This is a genomic window from Paenarthrobacter sp. TYUT067 (genome assembly GCF_023656375.1).
Classification (GTDB): Bacteria; Actinomycetota; Actinomycetes; order Actinomycetales; family Micrococcaceae; genus Arthrobacter.
Genome location: NZ_JAMOIT010000017.1, coordinates 13,622 through 26,773 on the forward strand (window position 1 = coordinate 13,622; position 13,152 = coordinate 26,773).

The 13,152-nt window shown below is 64.1% G+C and carries 12 protein-coding genes; 7 read left to right on the top strand and 5 right to left on the bottom strand.

Translation table 11 applies throughout. The annotated features are described in order from the left end of the window. Positions 1-9: 9 nt before the first annotated feature. Together MOD31_RS15530 and MOD31_RS15535 are read left to right on the top strand one after the other, a co-directional pair. Positions 10-1,215, top strand: a complete 1,206-nt coding sequence (locus MOD31_RS15530; protein WP_250821060.1) for a cupin domain-containing protein — start codon at positions 10-12, stop codon at positions 1,213-1,215. Positions 1,216-1,259: 44 nt separating this feature from the next. After that, complete coding sequence (locus MOD31_RS15535) at positions 1,260-2,165, top strand: sucrase ferredoxin (RefSeq protein WP_250821114.1); 906 nt, start codon at positions 1,260-1,262, stop codon at positions 2,163-2,165. A gap of 67 nt (positions 2,166-2,232) precedes the next feature. On the opposite strand, the gene MOD31_RS15540 is transcribed toward MOD31_RS15535, so the two are convergent. Beyond that, positions 2,233-2,403 carry a hypothetical protein gene (locus tag MOD31_RS15540; RefSeq protein WP_166841145.1) on the bottom strand — a complete coding sequence of 57 codons (171 nt, stop codon included), beginning with the start codon at positions 2,401-2,403 and terminating at the stop codon, positions 2,233-2,235. Between the two features lie 117 nt (positions 2,404-2,520). On the opposite strand from MOD31_RS15540, the gene MOD31_RS15545 reads away from it, so the two are divergent. Continuing rightward, positions 2,521-3,447 (top strand): fused MFS/spermidine synthase, encoded by a 927-nt coding sequence (locus MOD31_RS15545; protein ID WP_250821061.1) that lies wholly within the window; start codon positions 2,521-2,523, stop codon positions 3,445-3,447. Here MOD31_RS15545 and MOD31_RS15550 read toward each other — a convergent pair. The 3 genes from MOD31_RS15550 to MOD31_RS15560 all read right to left on the bottom strand — a co-directional run bounded on the left by MOD31_RS15550 (position 3,430) and on the right by MOD31_RS15560 (position 7,936). Further along, on the bottom strand, positions 3,430-5,184 hold the full coding sequence (locus tag MOD31_RS15550; RefSeq protein WP_250821062.1) for an ABC transporter ATP-binding protein: 1,755 nt from the start codon (positions 5,182-5,184) through the stop codon (positions 3,430-3,432). The two genes, MOD31_RS15545 and MOD31_RS15550, sit on opposite strands and share 18 nt — an antisense overlap. After that, positions 5,181-6,968: an ABC transporter ATP-binding protein gene (locus MOD31_RS15555; RefSeq protein WP_250821063.1), complete on the bottom strand. Its 1,788-nt coding sequence runs from the start codon at positions 6,966-6,968 to the stop codon at positions 5,181-5,183. Before MOD31_RS15555 ends, MOD31_RS15550 begins: the two co-directional genes overlap by 4 nt. A gap of 71 nt (positions 6,969-7,039) precedes the next feature. Then, a complete protein-coding gene (locus tag MOD31_RS15560) occupies positions 7,040-7,936 on the bottom strand; it encodes a LysR family transcriptional regulator (RefSeq protein ID WP_250821064.1) in 897 nt (298 codons plus the stop codon). Positions 7,937-8,073: 137 nt separating this feature from the next. On the opposite strand from MOD31_RS15560, the gene MOD31_RS15565 reads away from it, so the two are divergent. Both MOD31_RS15565 and MOD31_RS15570 read left to right on the top strand, forming a co-directional pair. Then, positions 8,074-9,465, top strand: a complete 1,392-nt coding sequence (locus tag MOD31_RS15565) for an MFS transporter (protein ID WP_250821065.1) — start codon at positions 8,074-8,076, stop codon at positions 9,463-9,465. 4 nt (positions 9,466-9,469) lie between these two features. Then, positions 9,470-10,219 carry a 3-hydroxybutyrate dehydrogenase gene (locus MOD31_RS15570; protein ID WP_250821066.1) on the top strand — a complete coding sequence of 250 codons (750 nt, stop codon included), beginning with the start codon at positions 9,470-9,472 and terminating at the stop codon, positions 10,217-10,219. 12 nt (positions 10,220-10,231) lie between these two features. Here the strand turns inward: MOD31_RS15570 and MOD31_RS15575 are convergent, their stop codons facing one another. Next, on the bottom strand, positions 10,232-10,609 hold the full coding sequence (locus MOD31_RS15575) for a helix-turn-helix domain-containing protein (RefSeq protein ID WP_024819232.1): 378 nt from the start codon (positions 10,607-10,609) through the stop codon (positions 10,232-10,234). 104 nt (positions 10,610-10,713) lie between these two features. Between MOD31_RS15575 and MOD31_RS15580 the strand changes: the two genes are divergently transcribed. Both MOD31_RS15580 and MOD31_RS15585 read left to right on the top strand, forming a co-directional pair. Next, the gene (locus MOD31_RS15580) at positions 10,714-11,577 is read left to right on the top strand and encodes an SDR family oxidoreductase (protein WP_250821067.1); all 864 of its coding nucleotides are present in this window, start codon (positions 10,714-10,716) and stop codon (positions 11,575-11,577) included. 127 nt (positions 11,578-11,704) lie between these two features. Continuing rightward, positions 11,705-13,084: a DUF222 domain-containing protein gene (locus tag MOD31_RS15585; protein WP_250821068.1), complete on the top strand. Its 1,380-nt coding sequence runs from the start codon at positions 11,705-11,707 to the stop codon at positions 13,082-13,084. Positions 13,085-13,152 lie beyond the last annotated feature (68 nt).

A 13,152-nucleotide genomic window follows, 5' to 3' on the forward strand; every position in this document is an offset into this window, starting at 1 on the left:
CAGCTGAATTTGAGCTCTACCAGCACTGATTTCCAGGAGCCCGGCGCAGTGAAGGGCGCCGGGGTCCTGGAAACACGACTGATCGACGTCGGCCTTGAAAAGTTTGCCGGCAACGTCTGGGGGCGCACCGCGCTGCTTAGCCGTGGCGTCAGCGACTTCTCCGACGTGTTTTCTGCCTGCGCCGTTGACGAACTGATTTCGCGTCGCGGTCTGCGCACCCCTTTTCTTCGCGTCGCCAAGGGCGGCTCCACGCTTCCCGAATCCTCTTTCACGTCCCCGGCGGGCGTTGGGGCCACCATCTCGGACCAGCTTGATGACACTGCTCTGTGGCGCAAATTTTCTGACGGAGCCACCCTCGTTCTGCAGGCGTTGCATCGAACGTGGGATCCAGTTTCACGCTTCAGTGCTCAGTTGAGCACCGAGTTGGGGCATCCTGTGCAGGCCAACGCTTACATCACGCCGCCTCAGAACCGCGGTTTCGACGACCACTACGATGTTCACGACGTTTTCGTCCTGCAGATCGAAGGAACCAAGCGCTGGATTATCCACGAGCCTGTCCACGTGGACCCGTTGCGTAGCCAGCCGTGGACCGATCGCCGCTCGGACGTCGTCGAGGCTGCTCAAGGCCCCGCTTACATTGACACGGTCCTCGAGCCCGGCGATGTCCTTTATCTCCCGCGTGGTTGGTTGCATGCGGCTCAGGCACAGGGCGAAGTTTCGATTCACCTCACGTTGGGAGTCCACACGTGGACTCGCCATGCGCTGGCCGAACAGCTCGCGCAGGCCGCGCTTGCTGCGCTGTGCGATGACCCGGAGATGCGCGGATCTTTGCCCCTGGGCGTGGATGGACCCGAGGGGGAACTCGCTGCTATCCGTGAACGCCTTGCCGCCGCCGTGCTTGAGGCTGATACCAGCTCCCAGTTCCAGCGCGCACGGAGGGGGCAGGGGCGTCCGGCCCCGCTTGGTCCGGTGGCCCAGCTCGCAGCTGTTCAGCGCCTCGGGCCAGGATCGCTGATTCGACTCCGGGACGCGCTGGAAGCCCGGCTCGAGGGCTCGCGGCTGAATACCCGCGTGGGGTGGCTCGACTTCCCCGAGGCCGATTTGCCGTCCGTGAAACGCCTGCTGGACGGAGGAGAGCACCTGGCAGAGGATCTAGGGGTTGATCTCGTGGAAAGGCTGTTGCGCGCAGGAGTCCTCGTCCCCGCTGAGCATTGATATTGATGAACATTGATATTGATGAACAGGGACGGTGAGCAGTGATGTCCCCGGTGGCTGCAACTCCAGGTTTCTTCTGTGCCAACAGCGCCCGCGTGCGCGGCGACTCGATGGCAGGCACGGCGTCACCGGGCACGGTTTGGGTCCTCATAGAGCATCGGGCCGGATGGCCGCCCAGTGGTTACGAAGGCCTTGATCTTGAGGCCGGGACCAAAGCCCTCGTTTCCAGGGCAGCCCGGACGGCCGGTGCAAGGGTCCTCTTAGTGCGACGTCCAGGCCCCCGCCCGCGGCACGGTCCAAAACGTTGGGCAGTATTGCGTTATGAGAGCTCCGGCGCCCATCGGCAGCTCTGGGGATCGTGGGAGCAGGATGCGGACCTCGCGGGGATCGTTCCTGCATTGGCATCCCCCGGAGACCCTGGACTCCCGCCGGTCATCCTGATCTGCGCGCATGGCCGGCATGATCCCTGTTGCGCAGTGCGTGGCCGGCCGGTGGGGCGTGCGCTGGGCGAGCGTTGGCCGGACCTGGTGTGGGAGTGCTCCCATGTTGGCGGTGACAGGTTCGCTGCGAACGCCGTGCTGGCTCCGGACGGTGTGTATTACGGAGGTCTGGACGCCGAGTCGTCCGTAGCCACGATTGAGAGTCATTTCTCCGATCGCATCCACGCAGAGTATTTGCGCGGGTACACGGACCTTTCCCCGGTGCAACAAGCGGCCATTGTGGCCGTGCTGGCCCGTTTCGGTCCTGCCGGCCGGCACCACTATGTGGTCACGGAAACCGTGCGCGACGGCGAACTGTGGCGTGTTCAGATCACCGGCAGGCCGCCCCGCCCGGCGAATATCACGGTGGACCTGCTGGCCCGCCGCTCCGTGCCGAGCCAGCTCACGTGCCTGGCGCCGTCGACGGGTTCTGTTGTGGTTTACGAGCCGACGTCAGTCCGGTCTGCCTGACGAAACGGCCGTCAGCCTCTCCCTGGGGGCCTCACCTCTCCTGGGGGCCTCACTTCTCCCCGGAGCCTCAGCGCGGTTTCGTTTCCTCGGGTCGATCCATGTCCAGGGGCGAGCCGTCCAGTGACGTGTCGAGCAGGCTGGGTGGTTTGGGCACGCGTGCCAGGAGGAGGCAGACTACCGTCAGCCAAGCGACCGCCACGGTCAACACCTCCGCCCATACCGATGCTCCGAGTTCCATGTAGAGATCATATGGCTCTTACAGGCAAAACTGTAAGTAGCCTTACTTTGTTGTGACGAGTAGAGGTCATGCAGTGCTCCACTAGGCTTGGAGTATGACTCAGGCAGGACGAAAGTAGTGGCGAAACGCGGCAGGATCAGTAAGTCGCAAAGGTCGACGGCGGGAGTCGTCGAGGTGCCCACAGGCACCCAGCCTGACGGTCCGGTGGCGGGGGTCTACTACATCGATACCGGCGATTGCGAGTTGCTTCAGGACCAGGACAACTCCAACGGCTGGCTGCTCAAGATCAACGGCGTCATGAGCTCGCACATTGACCTCTCGGACCCGCTGTTCCTCGATTTTGAGTACATGCGCTGGATTGCGGCGCTGGTGGAATCCCGGTGGCCCCGGGAGCAGAAACCCAAATTGCGTGCCCTGCACCTGGGCGGGGGAGCTTGCTCCATGGCGCGGTACTTCCATGCCGCCTACCCGGAAGCGCGTCAGGTGGTTGTTGAGCTCGATGGGAAGCTGGCCGAATATGTGCGTGGCTGGTTCGACCTCCCCAAAGCACCTATGCTGCGGATCCGCGTGGGTGAAGCACGGCAGGTCACAGAGTCCCTTACCCCGGACAGCCGGGACCTCATCATCCGGGATGTTTTCGCCGGAGCCTTCACGCCCCGCGCCCTGACCACCAGGGAGTTCACAGCTCATGCGGACTCAGTCCTGGCCCCCGATGGACTGTATGTGGTCAATTCCGGCGACGCCCCTGACCTCAAGAACGCCCGGGCCGACGCCGCCACCATCGCGGACACGTTCGAGCACACCATGATCATTGCCGATCCCGCCATGCTCAAGGGGCGACGCTACGGCAACATGATCATGGCCGGCAGCCACGCGCCGTTCGGCGACGACCCCACGTTGGCCCGGAGGCTCCTGGGTGGCGGGGTCCCGGCACACATCTGGGACGACGCCAAAGTCCGTGCTTTTGCCCAGGGAATCCCGGTGCGGCACGATCCCGTTACCGTGGAGACGCTGGGGGAGGGCCCTTCAGCTTCGGCTGAGTGAGCTGTTCCAGGCTTCCCACAAGTGGGCGTAGCGGCCCTCGGCTGCCAGCAGATCCTGATGGGAACCCGACTCGACCATCCGCCCCTGCTCCATGACCACCACGGTGTCAGCCGAGGCTGCTTGGGACAACCGGTGCGCGATCACCACTGAGGTCCTTCCGGCCAAGGCTGCTTCGGCAGCCTGATCCAACATGTGGGCCGATCCCGTTCCGGCCTCAGCTGTAGCTTCATCCAGGACTGCCAAGGGTGGGTCTTTTAGCATCAAACGTGCAAGGGCCAACTGCTGCGCCTGCTCGGGAGTGAGCTGGTGGCCCCCCGCGCCCACGGAAGTCCCCAGTCCGTCGTCGAGCGTTTCAACCCAAGTAGCCCCAACTGCCTCCAGCGCCTGCGTAAGTTCATCGGCGGACGCGTCCGGTTTGGCGAGCCTGAGGTCCTGGGCGAGTGTGCCCGAGAAGACGTGCACCTCCTGGCTGACCATGGCGATGCGCTCGTGGAGCTCTGACGGGGCAGCAGCGGCGGAGTCCAGCCCGCCCACCCATGCTGTCCCGCTGTAAGGGTGTTCCAAGCCCATGATGACTTTGGCGAGGGTGGTCTTCCCCGCGCCTGAGGTGCCCACAATGGCCACTCGCTCCCCGGGTTGCACCGTGAGGGAGACTCCGTGGAGAGCGGGCCGCTGGCCGGGGTAGGCGAAGGTGACGTTGTCCAGGACGATGCCGGCATCAGAGGCCGGTGACGAGGATCGGGCGGTGGTTGGCCCTGCAGCCATGGTGAGCCCAAACATCCTGCCCAATCCGGCCGCGGCTTTCTGAAGCTCATCGAACTGCCCAAGAACCAGCCCGATCGGATCGAACAGCCGGTAGAAGTACAGCGCCGCAGCAGTGGCCGCGCCGATGGTCACGGTTCCCTCGGCGTGAAGCCAGAACCCCACCACCAGGACTGCGGACAAGCCGATGAGTTCGGCCAAGTTGAGGCGATTGTAGAAGCGGGTCAGGTAACCCACCCCGCGCAGCGAATGGCCGATGTTCTCCCGGGACGCGGCCGCCACCAGATCAGCGTGGCGAGAGCCAAGGCCCAGCGCCACAACAGACGGCGAACCGTGCACGGTCTCAATGATCTGCTCGGTCCGGTTGGCCTCAGTGATACGAACGGTCCGGTAGATGGGCGCGGTTCGCTTGAGGAACCATCGCAGGGTGAAGACCTGCAGGGGCGCCGCCACGAGCACGGCCACTGCGAAGCGCCAGTCGATCACACCCAGGCCCAGCAGCGTCACGGCGATGGTGAAGGCAGCGCTGGTGAACGCCGGCAGCACGCCAGAGATGGCCTCGCTGACGGCTTCAACGTCGCCGGACACACGGGCCACGACGTCGCCGATGCCCGCCTTTTCCAGCTGGGCGAGCGGCTTCCGGACGGCGGCGGCGAACACTTCCTCGCGCAGTCCGGCGAGGGCTTCCTCGCAGATCCGTGCCAGCAGGTTCTGGCCCAGAATGCCCAGCAGGGCGCCGAGTCCACCAGCAACCAGCAGCCCGATTGCCAGCCAGAGCAGGGGCATGACGTCCCCGCCAGAGGCCGCGATGTTGACCATCACACCCAAAATTGCCGGGGCCGCCAATCCGCAACAGGACGCCGCCAGCAACACCACAATGGTCAGCGTGAGCCTGGCCGGGCGTTGCGCCAACAGGCGCCACATGGCCCTCCGGGTCTCACGTGGCGTGGCAATGGGCAGGATTTCCGCGCTCATGAGCCCACCACTGCGCGGTAGCCGGCGGACGTGGCAAGAAGCTCCCGGTGCGTTCCGGTTTCCGGTGGCCCATCGGCTCCGCCCACCACCACCCGATGGCAAATGCCCAGCAGTGTGGGGCTCGTGGTCACCAGCACCAGGGCCTTGTCCGGGAAGTTGCGCAAGCCATCGGCAATGACGGCTTCGGTAGCGGTATCGACGGCGGTAGTGGGGTCGTGCAGGACAATCACCGCTTGCTTCTGGTGCAGCGAGCGGCCGAGCACCAGTCGCTGCCGCTGGCCTCCGGAGAGACTCTGGCCGTGCCCGGTGAGAACAGTTTCCGCGCCTTCCGGCAGTTGCGAGACGAAGTCCCCGACGGCGGCAGCCACCAGGGCGCGTTCCTCAAGTTCCGTGCTGGCCACCGCCACGTTTTCGCGGACACTGCCGCGGAACAGGACGCCATCGTGGCGGTCGGCAAAGACCCGTGAACGAACGTGTTGGGGGTCAAGATGGGCGGCATCGCGGCCATCGACGGATATCAGACCCGGGGGAGCCGGTGTGCGGAAGCCAAGAGTGTCAACGAGTTTCCGCGCTTGGTCACCGTCCGGAAGAACGACGCCCACGATTTCGCCGATTGACGCAGTAAAGGGCGGGAACACGCTGTTGTCTGCCTTGCCGCTGAGTTCGAGCAGCGGCGCTGGTTCCCCGTATGGCGCTGGTTCCGTCGGCGAGGTGAGTGTTGCCGCTGAGCCAGCTGCCGCCGTCGTACGTTCTTCCGCGTTCCGGGCGGGTACAGCGTTTGGTTCCTCAAGCAGGACTGCGATGCGTGCGGCCGAGGCGCGTTTGCGTGCGAGTTCCACGCTGAGGAAACCCAGTGACGCCATGGGTCCCTGAACGAACTGGGCCACGCCAACAACGGCCACCAGTTGCCCTACTGTGATGGTTCCTTGGACGGCGAACCAGGCTGCGAAGAAGGCGATACCGGCCAGGAAAGCTGCGGACAGGGCTGTGCTGGCTCCTGTGTAAGCGGACTTGGCGCGAATGGCTTTCAGGGCGGAAGTGAGGGATTCCCGGCTCGCGGCACGGTAGCGCGCGATGGCCGCATCCTCGGCACCAAGGCCCTTGAGGGGTCGCGATCCGGTGATGAAATCGGTGGCAAGGGCGCCGGCCCGAGCAGCCGTGGACTGCTCCATGTCGCTGCGGTTCTCGAGCGGTTTAGTGAGCCGGTGCATCACCAGCAGCATGACCGGGGTTGCCAGGAGAACGGCAAGGCCCAGGGGTACCGAGATTAACAGGAGGGTAACGGCCGAGGTGATCACCCCGGCCGCGGCAGCCAGACCACCGCTGATCAGCCAGGACAGCCCGGCCACCCTGTCGGCGTCGGAAGAAGCAATGGCCACAATTTCGCCGGGTGCCCGCCGCGCGGCCATGCCGCGGTGGTGAAGTGTCCGTTCCACCACCAGTTGCCGGAGGTCATGGGAGCCGTAATTGAAGGATCGCTCAGTGGCCAGCGTGCCCAGGCGCCACGACAAAGCAAGCACAACGAACACCACAGCCAAGGCGCCCAACCATCTCAGGAGGGCGCCGACGTCGTTCGGTTCAATGGCGTTGTCCACCGCGGCGCCGATAGTTGCCGGCACCAAAGCCTCGCTGATCTGATGCAGGGCAAGTCCGGCGCAGCCCACCAGTAACAGCCTCCAGCGGCGATTGGCGAACAAGGTGAGGGTGAAGAGACGGGAAACAGTCCAAGGTGCTCGCTGTTTGAGCCCGGGCGGGCAGGACGTAGTGGCAGAACCGGAGGGCATGCTTAACATAGTAAGGCTTGCCTAACATCGAGAACGTCGGATGGCCCACCAAGCCCGCCACCCCGGGCACGCTATTTAGCCCCCAGCAACTCCTCCCGCCGGCTCTCCGTCTCCTCCCGCAAGGCCTGCACGACGGCGGCAACTGCGGGGCGGCGCATGGAGTCCGGGCGGAGGACCATCCAGTAGGGGAGGAGCTCGGCGAAATCCGAGGGCAGGAGCCGCACCAAATCAGCGTGCCGGTCAGCCATGAAGCACGGCAGAAACCCGACGCCGGCCCCGGCGCGGGTTGCCTCAACATGGACGAACACATTGGTTGAACTCAGGCCGTCGCGCATGGTGGGGACCAGCCGGCGGGGCGCATCCAGATCGTCCACTTGCAGCATCGAATCAACAAAATAGACCAGTTGGTGCTGAGTGAGCTCCTCAATGCTTGAGGGTGTCCCGTTGTCTGCCAGGTAAGCGCGTGAGGCATACATCCCCAGCCGGTATTCGCCGAGTCTGATGGCCTCAGCCCGGTGCACTTGCGGCGTCCCCACCACTACTTCGATGTCCAGCCCCGAGCGTTGTTGCAACGCCCTGCGCGTTACTGTGACGATCTCAACGCTGAGGCCGGGGTGCTGGCTTCTCAAGCGCGCCACGGCCGGAGCCGCGATATACGCGCTGAAGCCATCAGTCGCGGTCATGCGTACGACGCCGGTAATGGGGTCGGGTGCCCGGTGGCTGGGGCCCAGCGCGCCCACCGCAGCCTCGATCCGTTCCGCGACCAACACAGCTTCGGCTCCCAGCTCCGTCACCTCCCAACCACCGGCCGCACGCGCGAGGACCCTGCCGCCCAGAGCCTTTTCCAGCGCCGCTATCCGGCGCGAAACGGTGGTGTGGTTCAGTCCCAAGGCTTGTGCCGCCGTCGTAAATTTCCCGGAACGTGAGACGGCCAGGAGGATGAGAAGGTCGTCGGGGTTTGGATTCATATCTGCAATTTTGCACATACTCAGTGCCACTTTGGTCATTGAGCGCGGAAGAATCTGCAGCAATACTCAGTGGAGCATGTCGTGTTGTGGATCACATCACGTTCACAAGGGTCAAAGAGGACACTGAGGAGATGGATATGAGCGTAGAGCAGCGCTCCGCATCAAGGGCAGGGAAAGGCGCCGGCGAGGGTTCCGGACTTAAGAAGATCGTCGCGGCGTCAATGGTGGGCACCGTGGTGGAGTGGTACGAGTTCTTCCTGTACGCCACCGCCGCCACGCTGGTTTTCGGCAAGTACTTCTTCCCGAGCACCGGCAACGAGCTGGACGGCATCATCCAGGCCTTCATCACCTACGCGGTCGGCTTCGTGGCCCGTCCGCTCGGCGGAATCGTCTTCGGCCAGATCGGCGACAAGCTGGGCCGCAAACCCACCCTGCAGCTGACCATCGTGATCGTGGGTGTATCCACCTTCCTGATGGGCTGCCTCCCCGGCTTCATGGACATCGGCTACTGGGCGCCGGCCATGCTGGTGGCTCTCCGCTTCATCCAGGGCTTTGCCCTCGGCGGCGAATGGGGCGGCGCTGTGCTGCTGGTGGCTGAGCATAGCCCCAACAAGTCCCGCGGCTTCTGGTCGTCGTGGCCGCAGGCTGCAGTACCGGTGGGCAACCTTCTGGCCACGCTGGTCCTGTTCGTCATGTCCTCCACGCTGAGCAGCGAAGCGTTCCTCGGCTGGGGCTGGCGCGTCGCGTTCTGGCTCTCCGCAGTGATCGTCTTTGTGGGCTACTACATCCGCACCCACGTCACTGAAGCTCCCATCTTCCTCGAAGCCAAGGCACAGGTGGAGGAGTCCAAGGCCATCAGCTACGGAGTTGGCGAGGTCATCCGCAAGTACCCCAAGGGCATCCTTCAGGCCATGGGTCTGCGCTTCGCGGAGAACATCATGTACTACCTGGTGGTGAGCTTCGCGATCGTCTACCTCAAGAGCGTGCACAAGTACGACACGTCCTCGCTCCTGCTGGCACTCCTGATCGCCCACGTCATCCACTTCCTGGTCATCCCGCAGGTTGGACGCCTTGTGGACTCGTGGGGACGCAAGCCCGTATATCTGGTGGGTGCTATTACCGGCGCAACCTGGCCGTTCTTCGCCTTCCCCATGTTCGACACCAAGAACGCCGTGGTGATCGTGCTCGCCGTGACTATCGGGCTCTGCCTCCACGCCTTCATGTACGCAGGGCAGCCGGTTATCATGTCCGAGCTCTTCCCCACCCGCATGCGCTACTCCGGTGTCTCGCTCGGCTCGCAGGTCACGTCCATCTTCGCCGGCTCACTCGCACCGCTGCTGGCGACCCAGTGGCTCAAGGACACCGGCTCATGGGTTCCCACAGCGATCTACCTGGTGGTCGCCTGCGCGATTACCGTCGTCGCAGTCGTTTCGCTCAAGGAAACCAAGGGCATCGCGCTGCAAGAGGTGGACGAAGCCGACGCCATCCGGCACGGTCTGACACCGGCCTCCGCAACCTCGAAAGGCTAGTTCCATGGACAACTCCTTGAACGGACGCAAAGCACTGGTGACCGGCGGTGCCAGTGGGATCGGGGCCGCCTGCGCCCGTGCGCTCGCCGCCCGCGGGGCGAAAGTAGTAGTGGCCGACGTCGATGCCTCCGGAGCTGCGGCCCTCGCCGACGAGCTGGGCGGCACTGCCTGGACGGTGGATCTGTTGGATGTGGACACACTGGCCGCGCTGAGCCTCGACTGCGACATCCTGGTCAACAACGCCGGCATCCAGAAAGTTGCGCCGATCGAGGAGTTCGAACCCGCGGAGTTCCGGCGGATTCTGGCCCTGATGCTGGAGGCCCCGTTCCTCCTCATCAGGGCCGCGCTCCCGCACATGTACGCCAACGGGTTTGGCCGGATCATCAACATTTCGTCGGTCCACGGGTTGCGGGCCTCGGCCTACAAGAGTGCGTATGTCTCGGCCAAGCATGGGCTCGAGGGCCTCAGCAAGGTCACTGCCTTAGAGGGCGGCGAGCACGGGGTCACGTCCAACTGCATCAATCCGGGCTATGTACGCACGCCCCTGGTGGAGAAGCAGATCGCCGATCAGGCCCGGCTCCACGGGATCCCCGAGGCGGAGGTCCTGGCCAAGGTGATGCTCACAGAGTCCGCCGTGAAGCGGTTGGTGGAGGTTGACGAAGTGGCGTCGTTGGCCGCCTGGATGGCCTCCGACGACGCCGGGATGGTCACCGGCGCGAGCTACACCATGGACGGCGGGTGGTCGGCCAGGTAAGGCGCCGCCGGGTTAGTTCTGGCCGCCGATGATGGCGTCGGCGTTGTCGAAGGCCCATGTCACCAAGGGAATGAGCAGCGTACTGAGCTCGCGGCCGCGTTCGGTGAGGCTGTAATCCACGCGAGGCGGGATGACGGGCTGTGCGTCGCGGCGGACCAGTCCGTCCCGCTCGAGCGTCTTGAGGGTTTGGGCGAGCATTTTCTCGCTGATGCCCTCGGCCCGGCGGCGCAATTCGCTCCAGCGCTGATCGCCTTCGGAGAGTGAAAGCAGGATCAGCACGCCCCATTTGCTGGTGATGTGATCCAGCACCGTCCGGCTGGGGCAACCAGCCGGGAACACGCCGTCGGCAATGGTTGCGGGGAGCGGCGCCGGGAGGTCACTTACTTTCATGTCAGTACCTTACCTTAAAGTGCGTACTAACTTTTGGGAAGTTTCCGGATGTAGGGCTCGTTGTCCACCATGACAGAGCAAACTTCCGTTGAAAGGAACCACCCATGAGCATCGTTATCACTGGAGCAACCGGACAGCTTGGCCGCCACGTTGTAGAGGCCCTTCTGGAGCGCAACGTCCCCGCGGCGGACATCGTGGCCACCGGCCGTTCGGTGGAGAAGCTGGCTGACTTCGCCGAACGTGGCGTCACGGTCCAGGAGATGGACTACGAAAACCCGGCATCAGTCGCCGCGGCACTGAAGGGCGCCACCAAGGTGCTGCTGATCTCCAGCAGCGCAGTGGGCCAGCGGGTTGAGCAGCACCGCACGGTTATTGAGGCTGCCAAGGCGGAGGGCGTGGACCTTCTGGCCTACACCAGCATTGCCAACGCGGACACCACAGGCATGAAACTGGCCGCCGAGCACCAGGCAACGGAGGAGCTCCTCAAGGAGTCCGGTGTTCCGTTCGTCCTGCTGCGCAACGGCTGGTACTTGGAGAACTACACCGAGCAGCTCCCGGGAACCCTTGCCCAGGGTGCCATTGCAGGAAGTGCCGGCGAGGGCAAGGTCAGCGCAGCCGCGCGTGCTGATTACGCGCACGCAGCGGCGGCGGTCCTGGTGGCGGATGACCAGGCCGGGAAGGTCTACGAACTCGGTGGGGACCACGCGTTCACCATGGACCAGTTGGCCTCTGAAATTTCCTCCGCTGCCGGGCGAGAGGTGACCTACAACGATCTTCCTGCCCACGAATACCAGCAAATCCTGGTGGGCGTAGGCGTGCCGGACGCCTTCGCCGAAATCCTTGCCGACTCTGATCTGGGAATTGCGCGCGGCGATCTTCTGGTCACCAGCGGTGATCTCCAGAAGCTGATCGGCCGCCCCTCGACTCCGCTGTCCGAGGCCGTACGTTCCGCCGCTGCCTCCCTCTAGAACAACCCGCCGATTGGTGGTTGGTTCCAATGTTCGGCGAGAACATTGGAACCAACTGTCTCTTGGGTTTTCCACATAGGCAACTTTGGGTCTGATGTCCTGCGAAGGTGGCTGGAAGAGTGGCTTCATGGACGGAATTCGGCGATCGCAGCGGGCAACAGTGGCTCCTGCACCTTCCGTGGCGGTTGCGTCCGGAGTGGCAGTCAGCGGAGGGAGCATCCGGGAGCTCATCTTTGAGCTGGGGTCACTTCCGATCACCGCCGATAGCTCGGCGCTGATCGATGAGTTACGGGATCTTGAAGACCTGAAGTCTGCCATTTCAGCCCGGCAAGCCCGGATTGCAGTGGCGTTTGATCTGGCGCAGCGGGCCGAGCAGGCCCAGGCCGGGGTTCCTGCGGCTGAACGTGGCATGGGCGTTGCTGCACAGGTGGCGTTGGCGCGGCGGGAATCACCCAATAAGGGATCCAGGCTCTTTGGCTTTGCCAAAGCGCTAGTTACGGAAATGCCGCGAACCATGGCAGCACTGGAGTCGGGTCAGTTGAACGAATGGCGGGCCACGCTGCTCGTGAAGGAAACAGCTTGCCTGTCCGTTGAGGACCGGGCATCGGTGGACGAGGAACTCGCCCCGGACTCCGGGACCTTCGACGGCACGGGCGACAAAGCCATCATCGCCGCTGCAAAAGCCGCCGCATATCGTCGTGACCCGCGGTCCGTGTCGCAGCGAGCCAGCCGTGCGGCTGCGGAACGTACGGTCAGCCTCCGTCCTGCGCCGGACACCATGACGTACCTCACCGCACTGCTCCCGGTCGCCCAAGGCGTGGCCGTCTACGCAGCGCTGACTCGGACAGCTGATTCCGTCCGTTCCAGCGGGGACACACGGACCCGCGGCCAAGTCATGGCTGACACCCTGACCGAACGCGTAACGGGCACGTCGGGTGGCATTGCGGGCATCAACCTCAACCTCGTCATGACCGATCGCACACTCTTTCAAGGGGACCCCGAGCCTGCTCGGCTCGAAGGCTACGGAATCGTACCCGCTGAATGGGCAAGGGCACTTCTGGTTGATGAACAATCAGGGTATGAGGATCAGCTTCATGGGAACCTGGAGCCCACGGACCGCAGCGAATTTAGAGTGCTGCTCCGCCGCCTCTACACAGCTCCCAGCAGCGGCGAGCTCCTGACGATGGACTCAAAAGCACGGTTCTTCCCCCAAAAATTGAGACGCTTCATCCACATTCGGGACAACACGTGCCGTACTCCGTACTGCGATGCGCCTATCCGGCACATCGACCACGTCATTCCCTGGCATTCTGCAGGCAGCACCCACCTCAACAATGGGGCCGGGCTTTGCGAAGCCTGCAACCACACCAAGGAGACTCCGGGCTGGACCGCAAAGAGCATGCCCGGTGATGTGCACACGATCCGCGTCAGCACTCCCACCGGGCACAGCTACAAATCCAAAGCGCCACCGCTGCCGGGAAGCAAGTCCACACGGCTGAGAAACTAGACGCAGCCCGCGAACTACAGCGCAGCCAGCAAACTACAGCGCAGCCCGCGAACTACAGCGCAGCCAGC

Bases quoted from the DNA above. Each gene is read 5' to 3' on its own strand.
- MOD31_RS15535 (WP_250821114.1), top strand. From the start codon at position 1,260: ATGTCCCCGGTGGCTGCAACTCCAGGTTTCTTCTGTGCCAACAGCGCC.
- MOD31_RS15540 (WP_166841145.1), bottom strand. From the start codon at position 2,403: ATGGAACTCGGAGCATCGGTATGGGCGGAGGTGTTGACCGTGGCGGTC.
- MOD31_RS15550 (WP_250821062.1), bottom strand. From the start codon at position 5,184: ATGAGCGCGGAAATCCTGCCCATTGCCACGCCACGTGAGACCCGGAGG.
- MOD31_RS15555 (WP_250821063.1), bottom strand. From the start codon at position 6,968: ATGCCCTCCGGTTCTGCCACTACGTCCTGCCCGCCCGGGCTCAAACAG.
- MOD31_RS15560 (WP_250821064.1), bottom strand. From the start codon at position 7,936: ATGAATCCAAACCCCGACGACCTTCTCATCCTCCTGGCCGTCTCACGT.
- MOD31_RS15565 (WP_250821065.1), top strand. From the start codon at position 8,074: ATGAGCGTAGAGCAGCGCTCCGCATCAAGGGCAGGGAAAGGCGCCGGC.
- MOD31_RS15570 (WP_250821066.1), top strand. From the start codon at position 9,470: ATGGACAACTCCTTGAACGGACGCAAAGCACTGGTGACCGGCGGTGCC.
- MOD31_RS15575 (WP_024819232.1), bottom strand. From the start codon at position 10,609: ATGAAAGTAAGTGACCTCCCGGCGCCGCTCCCCGCAACCATTGCCGAC.
- MOD31_RS15580 (WP_250821067.1), top strand. From the start codon at position 10,714: ATGAGCATCGTTATCACTGGAGCAACCGGACAGCTTGGCCGCCACGTT.
- MOD31_RS15585 (WP_250821068.1), top strand. From the start codon at position 11,705: ATGGACGGAATTCGGCGATCGCAGCGGGCAACAGTGGCTCCTGCACCT.